19 protein-coding genes are annotated in these 21,240 nt (G+C 63.9%); 8 read left to right on the top strand and 11 right to left on the bottom strand.

Features of this window, described 5'->3' with window-relative positions; genetic code table 11:
• Window positions 1–34 precede the first annotated feature (34 nt).
• Entirely contained in the window at window positions 35–694 is a 660-nt protein-coding gene (locus FJ490_RS03340; RefSeq protein WP_140633440.1) for a TetR/AcrR family transcriptional regulator, read from the bottom strand.
• Between the two features lie 85 nt (window positions 695–779).
• Between FJ490_RS03340 and FJ490_RS03335 the strand changes: the two genes are divergently transcribed.
• Both FJ490_RS03335 and FJ490_RS03330 read left to right on the top strand, forming a co-directional pair.
• Window positions 780–1,244, top strand: coding sequence for a carboxymuconolactone decarboxylase family protein (locus FJ490_RS03335; RefSeq protein ID WP_140494422.1), 465 nt, complete (start codon window positions 780–782; stop codon window positions 1,242–1,244).
• A gap of 142 nt (window positions 1,245–1,386) precedes the next feature.
• A complete protein-coding gene (locus FJ490_RS03330; protein WP_140520638.1) occupies window positions 1,387–1,986 on the top strand; it encodes a YdeI/OmpD-associated family protein in 600 nt (199 codons plus the stop codon).
• A 93-nt stretch (window positions 1,987–2,079) separates the two neighbouring features.
• Here FJ490_RS03330 and FJ490_RS03325 read toward each other — a convergent pair whose 3' ends face one another.
• Together FJ490_RS03325 and FJ490_RS03320 are read right to left on the bottom strand one after the other, a co-directional pair.
• Window positions 2,080–2,529: a DNA polymerase III subunit chi gene (locus tag FJ490_RS03325; RefSeq protein WP_140494426.1), complete on the bottom strand. Its 450-nt coding sequence runs from the start codon at window positions 2,527–2,529 to the stop codon at window positions 2,080–2,082.
• Between the two features lie 9 nt (window positions 2,530–2,538).
• On the bottom strand, window positions 2,539–4,059 hold the full coding sequence (locus FJ490_RS03320) for a leucyl aminopeptidase (protein WP_140670139.1): 1,521 nt from the start codon (window positions 4,057–4,059) through the stop codon (window positions 2,539–2,541).
• 362 nt (window positions 4,060–4,421) lie between these two features.
• On the opposite strand from FJ490_RS03320, the gene lptF reads away from it, so the two are divergent.
• The 6 genes from lptF to rsmA all read left to right on the top strand — a co-directional run bounded on the left by lptF (window position 4,422) and on the right by rsmA (window position 12,026).
• On the top strand, window positions 4,422–5,624 hold the full coding sequence (gene lptF, locus FJ490_RS03315) for an LPS export ABC transporter permease LptF (protein ID WP_140520640.1): 1,203 nt from the start codon (window positions 4,422–4,424) through the stop codon (window positions 5,622–5,624).
• Entirely contained in the window at window positions 5,621–6,706 is a 1,086-nt protein-coding gene (lptG, locus tag FJ490_RS03310; RefSeq protein WP_181165175.1) for an LPS export ABC transporter permease LptG, read from the top strand. Before lptF ends, lptG begins: the two co-directional genes overlap by 4 nt.
• Window positions 6,706–9,126 (top strand): LPS-assembly protein LptD, encoded by a 2,421-nt coding sequence (locus FJ490_RS03305; protein ID WP_181165135.1) that lies wholly within the window; start codon window positions 6,706–6,708, stop codon window positions 9,124–9,126. The genes lptG and FJ490_RS03305 overlap by 1 nt, the downstream gene beginning before the upstream one ends.
• A 90-nt stretch (window positions 9,127–9,216) precedes the next feature.
• Complete coding sequence (locus FJ490_RS03300; protein ID WP_181165136.1) at window positions 9,217–10,149, top strand: peptidylprolyl isomerase; 933 nt, start codon at window positions 9,217–9,219, stop codon at window positions 10,147–10,149.
• Between the two features lie 13 nt (window positions 10,150–10,162).
• Entirely contained in the window at window positions 10,163–11,179 is a 1,017-nt protein-coding gene (pdxA, locus tag FJ490_RS03295; protein WP_181165137.1) for a 4-hydroxythreonine-4-phosphate dehydrogenase PdxA, read from the top strand.
• Between the two features lie 10 nt (window positions 11,180–11,189).
• Entirely contained in the window at window positions 11,190–12,026 is an 837-nt protein-coding gene (gene rsmA, locus FJ490_RS03290) for a 16S rRNA (adenine(1518)-N(6)/adenine(1519)-N(6))-dimethyltransferase RsmA (protein WP_140728199.1), read from the top strand.
• Between the two features lie 57 nt (window positions 12,027–12,083).
• Here rsmA and FJ490_RS03285 read toward each other — a convergent pair whose 3' ends face one another.
• The 8 genes from FJ490_RS03285 to FJ490_RS03250 all read right to left on the bottom strand — a co-directional run bounded on the left by FJ490_RS03285 (window position 12,084) and on the right by FJ490_RS03250 (window position 21,004).
• Entirely contained in the window at window positions 12,084–14,333 is a 2,250-nt protein-coding gene (locus tag FJ490_RS03285) for a molybdopterin cofactor-binding domain-containing protein (protein ID WP_140728198.1), read from the bottom strand.
• Window positions 14,333–14,836 carry a (2Fe-2S)-binding protein gene (locus FJ490_RS03280; RefSeq protein WP_140494444.1) on the bottom strand — a complete coding sequence of 168 codons (504 nt, stop codon included), beginning with the start codon at window positions 14,834–14,836 and terminating at the stop codon, window positions 14,333–14,335. Before FJ490_RS03280 ends, FJ490_RS03285 begins: the two co-directional genes overlap by 1 nt.
• Window positions 14,833–16,209 carry a c-type cytochrome gene (locus FJ490_RS03275; protein ID WP_140728197.1) on the bottom strand — a complete coding sequence of 459 codons (1,377 nt, stop codon included), beginning with the start codon at window positions 16,207–16,209 and terminating at the stop codon, window positions 14,833–14,835. Before FJ490_RS03275 ends, FJ490_RS03280 begins: the two co-directional genes overlap by 4 nt.
• 233 nt (window positions 16,210–16,442) lie before the next feature.
• A complete protein-coding gene (gene gmk / locus FJ490_RS03270) occupies window positions 16,443–17,099 on the bottom strand; it encodes a guanylate kinase (protein WP_140494448.1) in 657 nt (218 codons plus the stop codon).
• 3 nt (window positions 17,100–17,102) lie between these two features.
• Window positions 17,103–17,993 (bottom strand): YicC/YloC family endoribonuclease, encoded by an 891-nt coding sequence (locus FJ490_RS03265; RefSeq protein WP_140584448.1) that lies wholly within the window; start codon window positions 17,991–17,993, stop codon window positions 17,103–17,105.
• Window positions 17,994–18,159: 166 nt separating this feature from the next.
• A complete protein-coding gene (gene mltG / locus FJ490_RS03260) occupies window positions 18,160–19,368 on the bottom strand; it encodes an endolytic transglycosylase MltG (RefSeq protein ID WP_140494453.1) in 1,209 nt (402 codons plus the stop codon).
• A gap of 102 nt (window positions 19,369–19,470) precedes the next feature.
• On the bottom strand, window positions 19,471–20,733 hold the full coding sequence (gene fabF / locus FJ490_RS03255) for a beta-ketoacyl-ACP synthase II (protein WP_140728196.1): 1,263 nt from the start codon (window positions 20,731–20,733) through the stop codon (window positions 19,471–19,473).
• 34 nt (window positions 20,734–20,767) lie between these two features.
• A complete protein-coding gene (locus FJ490_RS03250; RefSeq protein ID WP_006203723.1) occupies window positions 20,768–21,004 on the bottom strand; it encodes an acyl carrier protein in 237 nt (78 codons plus the stop codon).
• Window positions 21,005–21,240 lie beyond the last annotated feature (236 nt).

The raw sequence follows: 21,240 nt of genomic DNA, 5'->3' as shown, positions 1-21,240 counted from the left end.
GGGAATCACCTTGTAATCGGACGTTGCCGGACAATTAGGCTGCATTGGCGCTGTCGCGCAGGCGCTCCATTTCGTCCAATAGCATGTCGAGGCCGAGTTCGAATGTCTTGTCGAAACCGCCGGTGTCGAAATAGGTCCCGGCCGCCATGACACTGGGGAAATCCTTCGCCAGTTGCTCGTCGTCGACGGTGGTCACCGCCGACGGGCCCTTGGCGTAGCCCGCGGTCTCGTCGAGGATCGCGCCCATGAGATAATAGCTGGCGGTGCGAAACAGCCTGGCGCTGAGTTCCGGGCCGAAACCGCCAGCCTCGAACAGGCCGATGACGCCGTTCAGCATCGCAAGGCAAGGCGGCGAATTCATCCGGTAGACGACAAGGAATGGCGCAAAGGCCGGGTGCTCCCTCGCAACACGGCGAAACTCATGCATGACCATCCGAATCCTGTCGCGCCACGGCATGCTGTCGTCGGGGATAACCATCCCGCTGACCTGGCGATCGACCAACGCCTCATAGAGGTGCGCTTGCGAGGGGAAGTGATGATAAATGCTCATCGCCTCGCAGCCGAGCACGGCGGCGAGCTTGCGCATCGAAAAACCGGAAAGGCCCTCCTTCTCGATCACCTCGAAAGCGGCATCCTCGATCATCTCGCGGGACAGCCGTCCGCGTGCTCGCTTTTTTTTGATCGATGAGTCCATGGCCGCGCTTGACAACTTACAGCGTAAGGTTCATTTTTCACTTCACCTTACACAGTAAGGCTAACAAAGACCAGAGGAGGAAAACATGTCACACCATCGCATTGCCAAATCCGTGCATTCGTCCCTCCATCGTGCGTTGGCTCTAACCGCCGTGGCCTGCGTCCTCGCCGCGGCCCCTGCCTATGCCGACGACTACGATGCAACCATAAAGGACATCCAGTCGACCATGGGCGGCGTGCCGAGCTTTGTGAAGCAACTTCCCAAAGCCGGTCTGCCCGGCGCCTGGGCCGAGGTCAAGGCCATCGAACTCAGCGACAAGACGGCGCTGCCGCCAAAGGTAAAGTCATTGATCTCGCTGGCAGTGGCGGCGCAGATCCCGTGCAACTACTGCATCTGGTCGGACACGCAAAACGCCAAGCGCGCCGGCGCTACCGATGAGGAAATCCAGGAGGCGGTGGCGATGGCGGCGCTGACCCGCCATTGGAGCACCATCTTCAATGGCATGCAGGTCGATTTCGACACGTTCAAGAAGGAAATGGGCGGGCAGTGAAACGACCCTGCGGTGGTCCGCGCCTGCGGGCCACCGCAGAACCGCCGTCATCGGGCAGCGCCATGATCTTCGCCTTCGATTGTCATCCAGCGGGAAATGCCGCATTGAAAGGTGCAATCGCAAAGCATGGACGAGGCCGCAAATGGCGCCGGTCAAGGTCGACCCCGACAAGGTGCACGAATTCGAGGACGCCGAGAGCTTTTATACCTGGCTCGGCGAGCATCATGACAGGGAAACCGAGGTCTGGATCAAAATCCACAAGACCGGCTCGGGACTGAAGTCGATCTCGGCAAAGGAGGCGATCGAGGTCGTGCTGTGCTGGGGCTGGATCGACGCGGTGCGCAAGGGGCTCGACGACAAGAGCTTCCTGCAGCGTTACACGCCGAGGACGAAGAAAAGCATCTGGAGCCAGATCAACATCGACAATGTCGCCCGGCTGATCGACGACGGCCGGATGACGCGGCATGGGCTCGCCGAGGTCGAAGCCGCCAAGGCCGATGGCCGCTGGGCGCGTGCCTATGCCAGCGGCAAGGACATGAAAATTCCCGATGACCTGCAGGCCGCGATCGATGCCGAGCCAGAGGCTCGGCAAATGCTCGAAAAACTCAGCGCGCAGAACCGCTTCGCGCTCGCCTTCCGTATCCACAACATGAAGACCGAAGCCGGGCGCAGGAAGAAGATCGAGACTTTTGTCGAGATGCTCAAACGCGGCGAGACGATCCATCCGCAGGGGAAGAAGTAAGGCTGCTCATGTGACGAGCGACAGGTTTCTTCCGGCTCGATGATCGCGATCCACATTATCAACAAGGCAGTGATCAGCCGCCGCTGACGTCCCTCAGGCCTTGCGTTCCCAGCGGCGGTCGGGCGTCTGCTGCCAATACGTCACCGCGTGGCCGGCGTCTTTCATCGTCTTCCAGTGCCCGCGGGCGGCCTCGACCTGGGCCGCATCGTGGCCGTCGAACAGGAACACGGCGCGCTCGTAGCCGCCAAGGTCCGGCGGCGCAGCGCCGTCCACCAGGAAGCGTATCTGCGCCGCGTTCGGGTTGCCTTCGCCGGTGGTCAAAAGGATCGGCTGTTCAGCGGGATGGGCTTCGCGATCAGTGGCGTGCGCGAGGAAAGAATCGTCACGGAACGTCCACAGATGCTGGTCGAGCGCGTCGCGCCGCTCCTCGGTGCCTGTCTGCACCACGGCGCGCCAGCCGCGATCGACGCTGCGCTCAAGTAGGCCGGGCAGCGCATCCTCCAGCGTCGATTCGGTCAGGTGATAAAACAGCACATCGGCCATGGGTCCCGATCAGCTCTCGTAGTGGTCGCGCACGAGCCGGTCGAGCAGCCGCACGCCAAAGCCGGAACCCCAGGACTGGTTGATTTCGTTCGACAGCGCCCCCATGGCAGTGCCTGCGATGTCGAGATGCGCCCAGGGCGTGTCCTTGACGAAGCGCTGCAAGAACTGCGCGGCGATGATGGCGCCGCCATAGCGGCCGCCGATGTTCTTCATATCGGCATTCTTGGAATCGATCAGCTTGTCATATTCAGGACCGAGCGGCATGCGCCACAGTCGCTCCTGCGTCGACTGCCCGGCTGTCGCCAGGCGTTCCGCCAGTTCGTCATTGTTGGAGAACAGGCCGGCATAGTGCTGGCCGAGCGCGACCATGATCGCGCCGGTCAACGTCGCCAGATTGACCATGAACTTCGGCTGGAAGCGGTCATTGCAGTACCAGAGCGCGTCGGCCAGCACCAGGCGCCCCTCCGCATCGGTGTTGAGCACTTCGATGGTCTGGCCCGACATCGAGGTAACGATGTCGCCGGGACGCTGCGCATGGCCGTCGACGGCATTTTCCACAAGCCCAATGATGCCGACGACATTGGCCTTCGCCTTGCGGCCGGCGAGCGCATGCATCAGCCCGGTCACAGCCGCGGCCCCGCCCATGTCGCCCTTCATGTCCTCCATGCCGGATGCCGGTTTCATCGAATTGCCGCCAGTGTCGAAGGTGACGCCCTTGCCGATGAAGGCGACCGGGCTGTCCTTGGCCTTGCCGCCGTTCCACTGCATGACGGCCATGCGGGCGCCGCGCGGCGAGCCCTGCGCGACTCCGAGCAGCGACCCCATGCCGAGTTTCTTCATTTCCTTCTCGGCCAGGATCTCGACCTTGACGCCGAGGGCCTCCAGTTCCTTGGCGCGGGCGGCAAACTCGACAGGTCCCAGGACGTTCGCCGGCTCGTTGACGAGGTCACGCGCCAAAAGCACGCCGTCGATCACCGCCTCGGTCTCGGCGAAGGCCTTCTTCGCGCCCGCCGGATCGGCGGTGTGGATGGTTATCTTGGCCGGCTTTTTCGGCTCGGCCTTGTCGCCTTGGCCATCGTCCTTGTCTTTCCTGGTCTTGTACTTGTCGAAGGAATAGCTGCGCAGAAGAATACCCGCGGCAAGGCTGGCCGCCTGCGCACCGCTTGACGAGGCGCCGACCACGTCGAGCACCACCGCCACGTCCGTCGCCTTGCGTAGCGACCCCGCGATGGTGCCTCCAAGCTTCGTCCAGGCGTATTCGTCGAGCCCCGACACCTTGCCGGCGCCGATCGCGACCAGCCTGTCGAGCGAGCTTGCCTGTGGCGTCAGCACTTCCACCACGCTGGCGAACTTGGCCGTGAATTCGGCCACAGGGAAGGCCCGTTCCAGCGTCTTGCCGGGATCATACGCCGCGGCGGTTTCGCTCAGGCCGCCATCATCCGCCGCCAGCACGAAGACCGTCCCCCTTCTGTTCGCGGCGGTCTGCGGCGCGGCGAATTTTGCGAAGGCGATCGAGGGTCTCTGGTTCATCATGTCCTGCTTTCGGGGAATGCGCGGCTCGCGCGAAGCGGTTGGAAGCGATCCGCGACATTTGGTCGTTTTCCGGCATTTGGCAAGACTTTGCCAAACGGGCTCCCCATATGGCACATGAATCGACGGCGATTCGTCGCGGCACGGCTCCGCTTTTTGGCCGCAACCTGTTGTTAACCATCGATGTTCGCCCTTTCTTATCCAATCCCGCCGACACTCCGGCCCAACGTGGCGCGCGATGTGGGACGGGAACCGGATCGTCTGCCTGACAGAGCCCGACGCAGCCAGTTGTGCGGGCGTCGCCGGACGGCTACCCTTATCCGGTGGCATGATGCCGTTCGAGAAAATTGAGAAAAGCCTTCATGAAGGTCGTTGAACGCTACATCATGCGCCGCGCTTTCGTGGTCTTTATTGCAGCGCTGGCCTGGACGCTGGCCATTGTCTGGACGACGCAGGTGCTGGCCAAGATCGACCTCGTCACCGACAGCGGCCAGTCGGCGCTGACCTTCTTCGAGGTTGCGGCCCTCATTCTTCCCTCGATCATTCCGATCGTGGTGCCCTTCGCGCTCGTGGTGGCGGTTGCCCAGACGCTCAGCGTCATGAATTCGGATTCGGAGCTTGCCGTCGTCAACGCAGCGGGCGCCTCGCGCTGGACCATTGTGCGGCCGATCATGATTCTCGCGGCCGCAGCCAGCGTCTTTTCCTTCGCCGTCGACAACGGCATCGACCCCTATGCGCGCCAGAAGAACCGGATGCTGGTGGCGGAGTCACGCGCGGATCTTCTGTCGCTGATCATCCAGGAGGGCACATTCCGCAAGATCGATGACGGGCTGTTCCTGCAGATAGGCGAGCGGCTTCCCGACAACCGGCTGGGCGGCATCTTCGTCGCGGATTCGCGCGAGGAAGGCGTCAACCTCGTCTACTATGCCAAGACCGGCAGCATCATCGAACGCGGCGGCGAAAAGGTGCTGATGATGAATGACGGCGTCATCCATCGAAAGACACTGACCGGCGACCTCTCGGTCATCCGCTTCACCTCCTATGCCTTCGACATGTCGGCCTTCATGGCGGCAGCGTCGGAGGTGACGCTGATGCCAAAAGACCAGACGACCCAGTACCTGCTCAACCCGAGTGCCAATGACAAGGTCTACCAGCAGCGCCCGAACGAATACCGGGCGGAGGTCGACCAGCGGTTCTCGGAATGGCTCTATTCCATGGTTTTCGCCCTGATCGCACTCGCGGTCGCCGGAGACGCACGCTCGCATCGCGAGGCGCGCGTCAATCCGCTGATCACGGCCATCGCGATATCGCTGTTCGTGCGCTGGCTGGGCTTTTTCGCCGCCAGCAAGGCCGATGAGGTTCCGCAATATGCGTATATGGTCTACGGCGTGCCCATCGTGTCGTCGGCGGTGGCAATCTGGTTCATCGCATCCAACCGGACGATGGAACTGCCAGTGGTCTGGGCAGATTGGCTGACGAATCTCGCCAGCCGGATGGCTGAAGCCTGGAATGCCGTCAAGCTGCGCCTGTCCAGGCGCAGCGCCTCGGGCCAGGGGGTCAGCTGATGGGCTGGACGCTGGGACGCTACTTCTTCTTCCGCTATGTCACGATCACCGTGTGGTTCTTCATCGGCCTGCTTGCGCTGGTGTTCCTGATCGATTTCACCGAGCTTTCCGGCCGCACGACCGGCCTGCCCGGCTTCACCTATGGAACGGCGCTGGCCATTTCCGGACTCAGGATGCCGATGATCATGCTGCAGACCGTGCCGTTTGTCGGTCTCTTCTCGGCGATGGCGACGCTGGTCTCGCTCAACCGCAGGTATGAACTGGTCATAGCGCGCTCAGCCGGCGTTTCGGCCTGGCAGTTCCTTCTGCCGTGCTGCATCGGAGCGCTGTTGTTCGGCGTCCTGTCGGTCGGTCTCATCAACCCGCTCGCAGCGCACGCCTTTTCCTGGTCCGAACAGATCGAAACCCAGTTGCGCTCGGGCAAGTCGAATACGGTGTCGGCCGACGCCGCGCCCTGGATCCGGCAGAAAACCAGCTCCGGAGACACCATCATCGGAGCGCGCGCCATCCTCAATCAGGGCCTGGAGATGGCTGACGCTGTCTTTTTCATCCTCGACCCGCAAGGCGATATCGTCGAGCGCAAGGATGCCGCGCGCGCCTACCTGCGGGACGGCTACTGGGAATTGCAGGACGTCAAGACCTTCAGGAACGGCACCATCCAGCCTGCGGCAAACGATCGCGTGCCGACCAATCTGAAGCCCGAATTCGTGCAGGAGCGGCTGGCGCGCCCGGAGACCATTCCATTCTACGATCTGCCGGGAAAAATCGAGGTTGCCCGTTCTTTCGGTCTCAAGGCAAATGCCTTTGCCATGCAGTTCGATTCGCTGGTGGCGTTGCCGTTCCTGCTCGTCGCCATGACGCTGATTGCGGCAACAGTTTCAATGCGATTTGCGAGGATGGGGCAATCGGCAACGATGATTCTGGGTGGCGTCGTTGCCGGGTTTCTGCTTTATGTCGTTTCGGTGCTGGTGAAGGCATTCGGCGTGGCGGGGTTCGTGCCGACTGTCGTAGCTGCCTGGGTGCCGGTCGTGGTAGCTATGTTCTTCGGGGTGACTTTCCTGCTATACAAGGAAGACGGCTAGTGAGGGAGGCCTTTTTGCCCAGTAACAGGCAGGCCGGTTTGGCGCGCCTTTATGCGGCGACCGCCTTGGCATGCCTGTTTGCATGCGCGGTTCCGCTGCCTGCGATCGCGCAGGATGTCGGCGACATGGCGACCAAGGTGCCGTCCGGCTCGCAGATGCTGCTGGCGGCCGATACGCTGGTCTATAACAACGACAATCAGACCGTGACCGCCGTCGGCGGCGTGCAGATCGACTATGGCGGCAACCGACTTGTCGCGCAGAAGGTCGAGTACAACCGCAACACCAAGCGCATGGTCGCAAGCGGCAATGTCGAGGTGATCAATAGCGACGGCACCAAGATCAATTCGGATCATATCGACATCACCGACGACTTCGCCGACGGTTTCGTCAACGCGCTCCGCGTCGAAACCATCGACAAGGCCTATTTCGCCGCCGAAAGCGCCGAACGCATGGGCGGCGTGCTGACCACCTTCCACAATGGCGTCTACACTGCCTGCGAACCGTGCGAGGACAAGCCCGACAAGGCGCCGACCTGGCGTGTGAAGGCCAGGAAGATCATCTGGAACGGCGAGAAGAAGACGGTCCGCTTCGAGAACGCGAATTTCGAATTCTTCGGCTTCCCGCTCGCCTACCTGCCGGCGTTCGAGATCGCCGACCCGACGGTGAAGCGCAAGAGCGGCTTCCTGATCCCCGGCATCATCTTCAAAAGCGATCTGGGCGTGGGAGTGAAGGTCCCCTATTATTTCGCGCTCTCGCCGACCTACGACCTGACCGTCACCGGCACCGGCTTTACCAAGCAGGGCTTTCTCGGTGAGGCCGAGTGGCGCCAGCGCTTCAACAATGGCGAATACAGCCTGAAGATCGCGGGGATTCAGCAACGAGACCCCGACGCCTTCATCGACGCCGCCGGCCGCAATATCGATTCGGGCAAGGCCGGCGATCCCAACAAATTCCGCGGCATGATGGGCACACAAGGCCAGTTCGCCATCAATTCGCGCTGGAATTTCGGCTGGGACGTGCTGCTGCAGACCGACAAGAACTTCTCGAATACCTACGCCATCGACAAATACAACGGGTACGTTCACCAGTCGTCGGTTTACCTGACGGGGCTCGACGGCCGTAATTATTTCGACCTGCGCGCCATGCATTTCGAGGTCCAGGAAAACACGCTCGACAGCAGCATCGCTGCGCGAAGCGGCCAGCAGCCCTGGGTGCTGCCCTCGCTCGACTATGCCTACATTCCGGATACATCGGTCGCAGGCGGCCAGCTGTCGTTCAACGTCAATTCGCGCGTCATCCGCCGCGATGACCTCGACGAGACCTATTTCACCCCCTACTTCCCCCCTTCAGGCACCCAACGTGTGCGCGGCATCGAGGGCGAATCCGGCCGGCTCACCGCCCAAGCCGAGTGGAAGCGGTCATTTGTCACCGATGACGGGTTGGTGCTGACACCCTTGCTGGCGCTGCAGGGCGACGTGGACTATGTCAACGCGTCATCAGCTTCACTCGCAGCCGTCAACCAGATGGCGACGAATTTGGGCGAGCAGGACGATATGCGCTCGTCTTTCGCCCGCTATATGGCAACCGCCGGACTCGAGATGAGCTGGCCGCTGCTGTTTTCGATGGCCAGCGGCTCCAGTCATGTGTTCGAGCCGATGGCGCAGGTCTTCCTGCGCCCGAACGAACAATATGTCGGCGGCCTTGCCGTCCCGAACGAAGATGCGCAGAGCATGGTTTTCGACGCGAGCACCTTGTTCGAGCGCGACAAGTTCTCCGGCTATGACCGCATCGAAGGCGGCTCGCGCGCCAATGTGGGCCTGCGCTATTCCGGTTCCTACATCAACGGCTGGGGCACCAACGCCATCTTCGGCCAGTCCTACCAGATCGGCGGCGAGAACTCCTTCGACGCGCCGGACCTGGTCAATGTCGGCGCCTATTCGGGCCTCGAAAACACCAAGTCGGACTATGTCGGCCTGTTTGGCGTCAGCAGCCCGAACGGGTTCGCCGCCTCGGTCAGCGGCCGTTTCGACGAGCAGAGCTTCGAGGTTCGCCGCGCCGAGGTAAAGGCCGCCTATTCCGGCCTGCCGGTGTCGCTGAGCGCCAAATACGCCTTCATCCAGGCTCAGCCGCTCTATGGTTTCACCACCGACCGCCACGAGGTCACGCTCGGCGCGTCCACGCATCTTGCCGAGAACTGGCGCGTGTTCGGGACGGGAACCTATGACCTCGAGGAAAGCCTGCTGGTCAAGGACGGGGTCGGTTTCGCCTACAATGATTCCTGCTTCACCTATCTGATGACGTACTCGCAGTCGCGCGACCTGAACACCAGGGAGGTGACGCAGAGCATCGGCTTCAACCTGTCGTTCCGCACCCTCGGCGATTTCGGATCGTCGAGCAGCGCCTTCGATACCACCCAGTAGCCCGCGACATCGTTTCGCCGCATAGGGCTGGCAGGGACTTCACAAACCCCGAAGAAGGATGAAGTTGGGCGGGACCGGGATAGAATTGGGATGTTTGCGATGAGGAAATACCTCTTTTCAGCAGGGTTGGCGCTTCTTGTGGTGGCGACATCCGTGTCGATGACCGTCATCACGCCGCCGGCTTTCGCCAGCGAGATCAAGTACGTCGTCAACGACATACCGATCACCAGCGGCGACATCGCGCATCGCGCCGCCTTCCTCAAGCTGCAGCGCAAGAAGGGCGACGCCGGCCAGGAAATGATCGATCAGACCTTGCGCATGGCCGAAGCCAGACGGCTTGGGATTCACATCAGCGACGCGCAGGTCGAGGCCGCGTACCAGCGCTTTGCCTCGAGCAACAAGATGCAGCTCAGCCAGCTCGACGGCGTCATGGAAAAGTCCGGCGTCAGCAAGGGCCATTTCAAGGAGTTCATCCGCGCCCAGATGGCCTGGAATCAGGCCTTGAGCGCGCGGTACCGTTCCGGCGAGGGCGGCAGCGTGACCGAGCAGGACGCGGTCAGGCGCATGCTCGACAAGGGCGGCTCCAAGCCGAGCGCCACTGAATACATGCTCCAGCAGGTCATCTTCGTCGTGCCGGCGGCCGAACGCAGCGCGACGCTGGGCAAGCGCAAGCGCGAAGCCGACGCCATGCGTGCCCGCTTCAATGGCTGCAACACGACGCGGCAGTTCGCCAAGGGCCTGATCGACGTCACGGTTCGCGATCTCGGCCGGGTGCTGGCGCCGCAACTGCCGCCGGACTGGGCCGAGCAGATCAAGGCCACCAAGGTTGGCGGCGCCACGCCTACCCGCCAAACGGAGCGCGGTGTCGAGTTCATCGGCATCTGTTCGTCGCGCGAGGTGTCGGACGACAAGGTCGCCCAGATGGTGTTCCAGAGCGAAGGCTCCAACGACAAGGCGGCCGACGATCTCAGCAAGAAATATGTCGACGAGCTGAAGGCAAAAGCCCGCATCGTCAAGCGCTGAGGTGGACAGGGCGATGCGCGCGCTGGCGTTGAGCGTCGGCGATCCTTCCGGCATCGGGCCGGAAATCGCGATTGCCGCGTTTCTGGCGCGTACCGCCGCGGCCCTTCCGCCCTTCTATCTCCTCGCCGATCCCGCGCTGATCGCCTCGCGGGCGCGCCGCCTCGGCGTTTCGCTGCCTATCGAGGAAACGACGCCAGCGCAGGCAAGCGAGGTCTTTGGCCACGCACTGCCGGTCGTTGCGCTGGCTGCCCGCTTCATCGACAGCCCCGGCCAGCCGGACCCGGCCAATGCGGCGGGCATCATCGAAGCGATCGATCGGGCGGTGGCCGCCAGCCTCGCCGGCGACGCCGCGGCCGTCGTCACCTGCCCGATCGCCAAGAAGCCGCTCTACGACGCCGGCTTCCGCTTTCCTGGCCACACCGAATATCTGGCGTATCTGGCGGCGCGCCACAGCGGCGTGGAAGCGATGCCGGTGATGATGCTGGCAGGCCCCGACCTGCGCACCGTTCCCGTCACCATTCACATCGCGCTGGCCGAAGTGCCGAAGGCGCTGACCACAGACCTGATCCTCGCCACGACGCGGGTCACCGCCGCCGACCTCAGGGACCGCTTTGGCATCGCCAACCCACGGCTCGCCATCGCCGGCCTCAACCCGCATGCGGGCGAGGATGGCTCCATGGGCCTGGAGGACCAGCGCATCATCCGACCGGCGATCGAGATCCTGCGAGCCGAAGGCATCGACGCGTTCGGGCCGTTGCCCGCGGATACCTTGTTCCATGCCCGGGCCCGGGCCGGCTACGACGTGGCGCTGTGCATGTATCACGACCAGGCGCTGATACCGGCCAAGGCGCTGGCCTTCGATGAAGCGGTCAATGTCACGCTCGGCCTGCCCTTCATCCGCACCTCGCCCGACCACGGCACCGCCTTCGATATCGCCGGCAAGGGCATCGCCCGGCCCGACAGCCTGATGGCGGCGCTGCGGCTTGCACGGCAGCTGGCCGACACCGACGCCAAACTTGTCACGCAATGAGGCTCAACTCATGAGCATGGATGGGCTGCCGCCGCTGCGCGAGGTCATCGAGCGCCACGGTTTGCAGGCAAAGAAGGCACTGGGCCAGAATTTTCTGTTCGACCTCAACCTGACCGGCAAGATAGCGCGCGCCGCCGGCAGCCTGGCGGAGACGACCGTAATCGAGGTCGGCCCCGGCCCTGGCGGGTTGACAAGGGCCCTGCTTTTCAACGGCGCGCGCAAGGTCGTCGCCATCGAGCGCGACGAACGCTGCCTGGCGGCCCTCGCCGAGATATCGGCCCATTATCCCGGACGGCTGGAGGTCGTTTCCGGCGACGCTCTGAAGATCGACTTCCCGACGCTTGCCGCGACCGCCGGAGACGGCGGTCCGGTCAGGATCGTGGCCAACCTGCCCTACAATATCGGCACGGAACTGCTGGTCCGCTGGCTGACCGTCGCGGATTGGCCTCCCTTCTATGCCTCGATGACCCTGATGTTCCAGCGTGAGGTGGCCCAGCGTATCGTCGCCGCGCCTGGCAGCGAAGCCTATGGCAGGCTCGGCGTGCTGGCGGGGTGGCGCACGCAGGCCAGGATAGCGTTCGACGTGCCGCCCCAGGCGTTCACACCGCCGCCCAAGGTGACCTCCTCCGTGGTCCATCTCGAGCCGCGTGTGACACCGCTATGCGCCGACGTGAAAAAACTCGGCCGCGTCACGGAAGCCGCCTTCGGCCAGCGCCGAAAGATGCTGCGGCAGAGCGTGAAGAGCCTCGGCGGCGAGGCCCTGCTCGAACGCGCCGGGATCGACCCGACCCGGCGCGCCGAGACGCTCGATGTCGAGGAGTTCGTGCGGCTGACCAATGCGGTGTAATGCCGCCGGCCGTGGAAGCGCGGCGCAATCCGATCCTTGTCGGGCGCATGCTTCGAACTACACGCCCAACACCGCTTTCACGCGCTCGCGCGTGTAGGGCAGGTCATAGATGCGTTTTCCCGCCGCATGGCGGAAGGCGTTGGCGATCGCGCCGGCTGTCGGGCCCTGCGCTGCTTCCGCGACGCCGAGATAGGGCGTGCCGGGATTGTCGACGACATGCACTTCCACGCTGTCCGGAACGGCGCTGAAGCGCAGGATCGGATAGGCTGACCAATCCGCGCTCAGGATGCGGGTGCCGTCGAAATGGACGGCCTCGTAAAGCGTCCAGCTTAGCGACTGCAAGATACCGCCTTCGGTCTGGTTGATGATCGAATCCGGCGCCACCGCTTCGCCGCAGTCGACCGCCGAGACCACATGCGAGATGGCGATGGCGCCGCTGTCGCGATCGACCTCCGCTTCAAGCGCGACTGCGAGATAGGCGGCGTGATTCTTGTACTTGGCGAAGGCGAACCCCCGACCGCGGCCCTCCGGCATAGGATCATTGCTCCAGCCGAATTTTTGCGCCGCAACCTCGATCACCTTCCTGGCGCGCGGGTCCTTCATGTGCCTCAGCCGGTATTCCACCGGGTCGGCGCCGGCCGCGAGCGCCAGCTCGTCCATGAAGCTTTCGATCGAGAAGACGTTGCAGTAGGCGCCGAGACCGCGCAGCGACGAGACGCGCACCGGCATGTCGGCGACGAAATGCCAGTTCACCCGCTGGTTCGGCACGTCGTATAGCGGGATGGCGTTGCGGTCGCCGTTGCCGAGCGGCGAAATCTGCAGCTTGGCCGGATCAGGCGGGAAATGCTTCGCCACCAGCCGGCCGGCGATCAGCGAACCTGCCGTTCCCGGCCGCGTGCCGTGGCTGTTGCTCCACAGGTCATAGTGCCAGTTGACGATCTTGCCGCCGGCGTCGAGCGTTGCGCTGGCGCGCGTCAGCATGCCAGGGCCATAGGGCTCCCACAAATGCTCCTGATCACGCATCCACTGCACGCGCACCGGCGTGCCGGGCAGCGCCTGCGCGATCAGCGCGGCGTCGGCCGCCGCGTCGTCGGCGCCATTGTGGCCGTAGCAGCCTGATCCCTCGGTGTGGATGCAGCGCACCTTTTCCGGTCCGACGCCGAGCATCTCGGCAATCGCCTTGCGGTCTGGATAAACGCCTTGAGTGTGCGTCCACACCGTGATGAGACCCTTGTCCGACAGGGCAACGGCAGCCGAGGGGCCGATCGACCCGTGCATCTGGTAGGCGCGGGTGAACTGCGCCTGCAGCGTCTTTGCGCCGGCTGCCGTGTCCGCGCCGACCGAGGTCACGGTGCCGACCTCGGCGACCGAGCGTTCGAGGAAGGCGGGGATATTGTCCTGGTCCGGCAAGGCCGGCTGCTCCTGCCACTTCGCCTTGGCGGCCATGGCGCGCATGGCCTGGACCGCCTGGAATTCCTGCCTGGCCACCACGGCCAGGAAGTCGCCGTCGCGGATCACCGCCACCACGCCCGGCATCGTCTTGATGGCGGCCTCGTCGACGCTGACGAGCTTGGCCAAATAGCTTGGTGGGCGAACGACGCGGGCATGCACCATGCCGGGAAGCCGCATGTCCTGCACATAGGCCTCGCCGCCCGTCACCTTTGCCGGAATATCGACGCGGGCGAACGGCTTGCCGATCGCGTGATAGCTGTCCGGCGATTTCAGCGCCGTGTCGGCCGATGCGTCCACATGCAGCAAATCCGCCACCACGAGTTCGCCATAGCCCGCGGACTTCCCGTCCGACCCGGTGATCCTGCCGCTTGCCGCCTTGAGCTGGTCGGCCGGAACGCCGAGCTTTTCGCTGGCCTTAGCGATAAGGATCTGGCGCACCTGTGCCGAGGCGTAGCGTATGGCGGTGCCGCTGTTCTGGATCGTCTGGCTGCCGGCGGTATAGCCCTCGTTCGGCGTCAGCGCGGTATCGGCGGTGATGAGCTTGATGGCCGCCGGCTCGACCTCCAGTTCTTCGGCGGCGATCTGGCGCAGCGACGTCCTGGTGCCTTGGCCGAGCTCGGCCTTGCCAGTGAAGACGGTGATCGAACCGTCGGCATCCAACCTGATCCAGGCGTCGAGCGAGGGCGTATCGGCAAGGCTGCCCGGCAGTTTCTTGGCCGGCGCCGGCGTCGCGGGCGTCTGCGCCGTGGGCGCGGCCTCCTGAGCCTGCACGGGAATGGTGAAGGACACGACCAGCGCGCCGGTCCCGGCGAGAAAGCCGCGTCGTGTCAGGTCGGGAAAGGTTGGCGCGTTCATCATGCCCTCCCTGCGGCCGCGGCCGGCGCCAAGCCGGCCGATTTCGATTTCATCAGGTCGCGCGCGCGGCTCACTGCCCGCAGGATGCGCATATGCGTGCCACAGCGGCAGAGGTTAGGTTCCAGCGCCTGCCTGATATCGGCGTCACCGGCATCGGGTTTGGCCTCGAGCAGCGCCTGCGCCCGCATCATCATGCCGGCGATGCAATAGCCGCATTGCGCCGCCTGCTCCTCGATGAACGCTTTCTGCATCGGACCCGGGTTCTCGATCGTGCCCAAGCCCTCGACGGTCTTGACCTCGCGGCCCTCCACCAGCATCGCTGGCGTCAGGCAGGAGAAGACGGGCTTGCCGTCCACCATCACCGTGCAGGCGCCGCATTGGCCAAGGCCGCAGCCGAACTTGGCGCCGTTCAGCTTCAAATCGTTGCGCAGCACGTAAAGCAGCGGCGTCGCCGGATCGACGTCGACGTCGTGGGAGATGCCGTTGACGTTGAGATTGATCATCTGTCCTTCGCTCCTACATTGTCCGGGCCGCGCTCGATGCCGTCCGAGGGCCGAACGCTGACCCGGTATTTTCCACTCCTGGTGTCGGCGATCCTGGCCGCCGCATCCTGCCAGGCCGGCTTGCCGGCAAAGGCATCGCGCAGATAGGCCAGCAGGTCATTCACCTGGTCGTCCTTCAGCGTCGCTGCGAATCCCGGCATGATGGCGCTCGGGCGTCCACCCGCCGCCGGCAGGCCGAACAGCACGGTGTTGATGACGTTCTGCGGATCTGGCGCGTTGACCGCGCTCGACAGATGGAAATTGATACCGCCAAAAGGCGGCGGACGGCCGCCGTCGTGGCAGGTGGCGCATGCCGCCTGGTAGATGACGGCTCCACGCGCCGCCGGCGTATCGGCGGATGTCGGCGCCACGCCGGCGGTCGACGCCGGGTCGGCCGCGGCGCGGCCGCGGATGGCCTGCGCGGCGGCCGTCCGTTCGGCGGATGGTTCGCCCATGAGCGACATGACGTAAGTGGCCATGGCGTCGATGTCGGCATCGGGAAGCCGGCCGAGATTGCCCGTCACTTCGCCCATCGGACCATTGGCGACGCCGTGGTCGGCATGCCAGCCTTGCCTGAGATAGGCAAACAGGCTGTCATGCGTCCACGGTATCGGCGCCGGTGAAGTGCCCTCCAGCGCAAAGGCCGTCCAGCCTTCGGCCTCGCCGCCGGCCATGTGCGACCCCTTCTCTTCCGCGCCGAACCGATTGCGCGGCGTGTGGCAGGCGCCGCAATGACCGAGCCCATCGACCAGATAGGCGCCGCGGTTCCACTGCGTGCTTTGCGACGCATCGTTTTGATAGGCGCCCCTGTCGAAGAACAGCAGCTTCCAGCCGGCCAGCACCAGGCGCATATCGAGCGGGAAAGGCAACTCGTTCGGAGGCGGCGGGTTGTTCACCGGCTGGCGCGTCATCAGATAGGCGTAGAGCGCGCGGTTGTCCTCATCGGAGACACGCGTGAAATGATCGAATGGGAAGGCCGGGTAGAGATGCCTGCCCTCGCGGTCGACGCCTTCGCGCATGGCGCGGTTGAAGGCTGCCTGCGACCAGCGGCCTATGCCGGTCTGCGGATCTGGCGTGATGTTGGTCGAATAGATGGTGCCGAACGGCGTCGGCACGGCGAGCCCGCCGGCATAGGACTTTTCACCGGGCCTGGTGTGGCAGGAGGTGCAATTGCCGACCGAGGCCAGCACAGCGCCTTTCTCGATCAACGCCGGGTCGAACGACGATCGTTGCGGCGGCTCGACAGGATCGATTGCCGGCTTCCAGGCATAGGCGAAAAATCCGGCGCCGCAGACAATGACGATTGCAAGAACGCCCAGCCAGAAGCGTTTCAAGATCTGCTCTCCCTCATGGCGGTACGCTGAAACGCTGCCGCCCCGGCCGTTACCGGCGCCGCGCACGCGTTCGTGCGGGAGAAACTAGGGGCGTTGCCCTCTTCGTCAATTGTCTGATTTATGGCGCCGAAAAGCGCATCTTGCAGGACAGGCGCGACCTGCCCGGGCACATCGTTTGGTGCTGCCGGCCTTCGGCTTGTCCGCCGGCCCATCTTCGTGGGCAAAGCAAAGTGCTAGCTCGTCTTCTCGTCCAAAAGTCCCGAGACGAAATCGAACAAGCCGGGCCGACGATCGCGCCGCAGCCGCTCGGCGACAACGATGCCGCGCACTTCGGCGAAGGCGCGATCGAGATCATCGTTGACGATGACGAAATCATACTCCTTCCAGTGCTCGATCTCGTTGCGCGCGTTCTTCAGCCGCGTCTCGATCACCGCTTCCTGGTCCTCGGCGCGGCGCTTCAGCCTTGCCTTCAACTCCTTCATCGACGGCGGCAGGATGAAGATCGAGACAATGTCGGCGCGCATCTTTTCCTTGAGCTGCTGGGCACCTTGCCAATCGATGTCGAACAGCATGTCGCGCCCTTGAGCCAGCGCAAGTTCCGCCGGCTCGCGCGGTGTCGCGTAGCAATTGCCATGCACCTCCGCCCATTCGAGCAGGGCGTCGGAATCGCGCAGCCGCTCGAACTCGCGCATGGTGCGGAAATGATAGTGAACGCCTTCGATCTCCGAGCCGCGGCGAGGCCTGGTGGTGACGGAGACCGACAATTCGAGGCTGGAATCGCTTTCCAGAAGGTTGCGCGCAATCGTCGACTTGCCCGCGCCCGACGGCGACGACAGCACGAGCATCAGGCCCCGGCGGCGAATGCGGGACCCTAAATCCCTGGCGACCATCGGCTACTCCAGATTCTGGACCTGTTCACGGAACTGATCGACCACGGCCTTCAGTTCCAGTCCAATGGCGGTGACCGCGGCAGCGTTCGACTTTGAGCACAGCGTATTCGATTCGCGGTTAAATTCCTGTGCCAGAAAATCGAGCTTGCGTCCGATGGCGCCGCCGCCGGAAAGCAACGCACGACCGGACGTCACATGCGTCTTCAAGCGGTCGATCTCCTCGCGAATATCGGCCTTGGTGGCGAGGAAGGCGGCTTCCTGGTGCAAGCGGCCGACATCGAGGTTGGCCGAAGCATCCATCAAGAGCCGCACCTGTTCGGCGAGGCGCTCGCGGATGGCCGCCGGTTCGCGCGACGGATCCGCTTCAGCGCCCAGCGTCAGCGCCTCGATGGCGTCGATGTGGCCCAGCAGAAGCGTGCGAAGTGCCGCGCCCTCACCCTGGCGGGACCGCTCCAGCCCCTCCAGCGCCACCTCGAGTGCCGCCATGACGGCGTTGTCGAGCGCCGTGCGCACATCCTCGGTTTCGGTGGTCTCGGGAATATCGAGCACGCCGCGCAGCGACAACAATCCGTCGGCGGTCGCAGGAGCAACACCAAATTGTTCCTCGATCCGCTTGGCGAGCCCGGCCAGGTCCTTGAGGAAGGCCTCGTTGACAACGGGCTGGGACTGCATTCCGGCGGCGCGCGTGATGGTCAGCGTCGCCTGAAAATTGCCGCGCGCGAAACGTTTCTGAAGCGTCTGCCTGATGGCCGGCTCCAGCCGCTCGAAGCCCTGCGGCAGCCGCAGCCGCACCTCGACGCTCTTGCCGTTGACGGATTTGACCTCCCAGGCAATCGAGGTGCCGTCATGTTCGGCGACAGCACGCGCAAACCCGGTCATGCTCTGCAAATTCATCGTGCCTGCATACCCCCTGGCGCGTATTACGGATACTGCGTGATCCGGCCTCGCGCACCTTCAGAAAGCCGAATGCCCGCCTGCCAATCGGCTTACGAGGCGCCCCGATAAATCCAAACGCTCCTGCCTTCAACCAGCGTGGACGAGCTGGAAAAACCGTGCGCCGCTACTGGGCCGCCCCTGCGTCGCCGTCAATGGGCGCGTCGGTCTGCCCCTCCACCTTGGCATCAGCCTTGGCCGCGTCGTCGACCTGCTTCTTCTGCTGGGCTCGATAGCGCGCGACGTTTTCATTGTGCTCGTTAAGCGTGGCGGCGAAGACGTGTCCGCCAGTGCCGTCGGCAACGAAATAGAGGTCGTCGGTCTTTGATGGATTGGCTACCGCCTCCAGCGCCGCGCGGCCGGGATTGGCGATCGGCGTCGGCGGCAGGCCGTTGATCACATAGGTGTTGTAGGGCGTCGGCTTCTGGATGTCCGACTGATAGATCGGCCGGTCGGCGGGTTTGCCCTTGCCGCCGAACAGACCGTAAATGATGGTCGGATCGGATTGCAGGCGCATGCCCTTGGCCAGCCGGTTCAGGAAGACCGCGGCGACGCGCGAGCGCTCATCGCCCTTGCCTGTTTCCTTCTCGACTATCGAGGCCAGCGTGACGAACTCGTCAATGCTGGCGAGCGGCAGGTCGGCGGCGCGCCGCTGCCAGACCTCCTCGACCAGCTTCTTCTGGTCGGCCAGCAGCTTGTCGATCATCTGCTGGCGCGTGGCGCCGCGCGTGAAGCGCAGCGTATCGGTGGCGAGACTGCCCTCTGGAGGCACGGTGGCCGGCATGTCGCCGCTCAAGGCGGGCTCGCCTGCGATGCGCGCCAGCGCCTGCTCGACTGTCAGCCCTTCGGGAATGGTCAGCGAGTACATGACCGACTTGCCGCTCTTCAGCAATTCCATGATGTCGCGCATGGACGCCCGGGGCTTGATCTCGTATTCGCCGGCCTTCAGCGCCGAATCATTGCCGAAGGCCCTAACGCCAAGACGGAATATGCGGGCGTCGCTGATCAGGCCGCGCCGCTCGAGCTGGTCGGCGATATCCTGGACGCCGGTGTTCGGCTTGACCAGGAAGGTGTCGCCATTGGCCGATGGGCCGGGCTCGGTGAATTCCTGCTTGCCGAAGTAAAGCGCGATACCCGCCGCCAGAACCATCAGCATCACCAAGGAGATGACGAAGTTCATGAACACGACGACCTGACTGCGCGAAGCACGCGAGCGCTTCGGCGGCGGCGTGCCGGCCTCCGGCCGCAAGGCTTCGGCGGCTGTCTTCGGTACGATCGGCCCCGATGTCGCCTGCCCTTGCCCGAACTCTCCGTTGCCGGCCGGATTTGTGTTCATTTCGCCCTACCGTTTGATCTCTCAACGAATCCCCTGCGGCAGAGTAGGGGCGAATATGGCAAAATTGACGACACGCCGAAGCGCCGTCCGGCAGGCGGACGGTCAGCCATTGTAGCGCTGGAAGACCAGTGAAGCGTTGGTGCCGCCGAAGCCGAAGGAATTGGACAACGCCACGTCGATCTGGCGGGCACGCGGCTTGTTCGGCACCAGGTCGATCGCGGTCTCACGCTCCGGATTGTCAAGGTTGATGGTCGCCGGCGCGATGTTGTCGCGGATGGCGAGGATCGAAAAGATCGCTTCGGCAGCCCCTGCCGCGCCGAGGAGATGGCCGATCGACGACTTGGTCGACGACATCGAAATCTTCGATGCGGCATTGCCGACCAGCCGCTCGACAGCGCCGAGCTCGATCGTGTCGGCCATGGTCGAAGTGCCGTGCGCGTTGATGTAATCGACATCGGCGGGCGTCAGCTTTGCCCGGTTCAACGCCGCCGTCATGCAACGGAATGCGCCGTCGCCATCTTCAGCCGGTGCGGTGATGTGATAGGCGTCGCCGGTCAGGCCGTAGCCGGTCACTTCCGCATAGATCTTCGCGCCGCGCGCCTTGGCATGCTCGAGTTCCTCAAGCACGACGACGCCGGCGCCCTCGCCCATGACGAAGCCGTCGCGATCGCGGTCATAGGGCCGCGAAGCCGTTTGCGGCGCGTCGTTGCGCTCGGTCGACAGCGCACGGCAGGCAGCGAAGCCAGCGATCGACAGTCGCGTCACCGGCGCTTCCGCGCCGCCGGCGACCATGACGTCGGCATCGCCCCAGATGATCAGCCGGGCAGCATCGCCAATCGCATGCGCGCCGGTCGAGCAAGCGGTGACGACGGCATGGTTGGGACCTTTCAGCCCATGCCGGATCGAAACCTGGCCGGAGACGAGATTGATGATCTGGCCGGGGATGAAGAAGGGGCTGATGCGGCGCGGGCCGCGCTCCTTCAGGATCATCGCGTTCTCGGCGATGCCTTCGATGCCGCCAATGCCCGAACCGATCAGGACACCGGTGGCGCACTGCTCGGCATGGGTCTTCGGCTGCCAGCCGGAATCCTTCAGCGCCTCGTCGGCGGCTGCGATCCCGTACAGGATGAAGTCGCCGATCTTGCGCAGTTCCTTCGGCTCGAGCACCGCCTCGGGATTGAAGGTGGCGTTGCTGCCGTCACCACGCGGAACGACATGGGCGATCTTGCAGGCAAGATCCTCCACCTCGAACTCGGTGATGCGCTTGGCGACGCTGCGGCCGGTCAGAAGTTCCTTCCAGCTGTGCTCGAAGCCCATGCCGAACGGCGACAGCAACCCAAGGCCCGTGACGACGACACGCCTCATCGCAGGTCCTCCCCGGTGATGACTGCGGAAAGCGTCAGGCCGAAGCCTTGTCGATGTACTTCACGGCATCGCCCACCGTCAGGATGGTTTCAGCCGCGTCATCGGGGATCTCGACGCCGAATTCTTCTTCAAACGCCATGACGAGTTCGACCGTGTCGAGACTGTCGGCGCCCAGATCATCGATGAAGCTCGCCTGCTCCGTCACCTTGTCGGCATCGACGCCCAGGTGCTCGATGACAATCTTCTTGACGCGCTCTGCGGTGTCACTCATTTGGGGCATCCTCGTCTTTTGGTTGTCTGTCTTCGTTAGCGGGCGGAATGCCGCTAATCAAGCTGAAAGATGGTCCCGCCGGAAACGCAATGGCCGCAGACCGGTTTTTGCCCGAACCGCCGGGTTGCGGGCCGCATTACACGAAAAATCGTGGGCGTCCAAGCCGAAATGGTCGCTTTTCACAGCCCGCCCAGGCGTTGCCTGTCGCCGTCTCAAAGCCACCGCGAATGCCCGGG

Origin of the sequence: Mesorhizobium sp. B2-5-11 (genome assembly GCF_006440835.1) — a bacterium.
GTDB lineage: Bacteria > Pseudomonadota > Alphaproteobacteria > Rhizobiales > Rhizobiaceae > Mesorhizobium.
The sequence above is the reverse complement of the archived record's forward strand: the minus strand, read 5'-3'. Positions and strand labels throughout refer to the sequence as shown.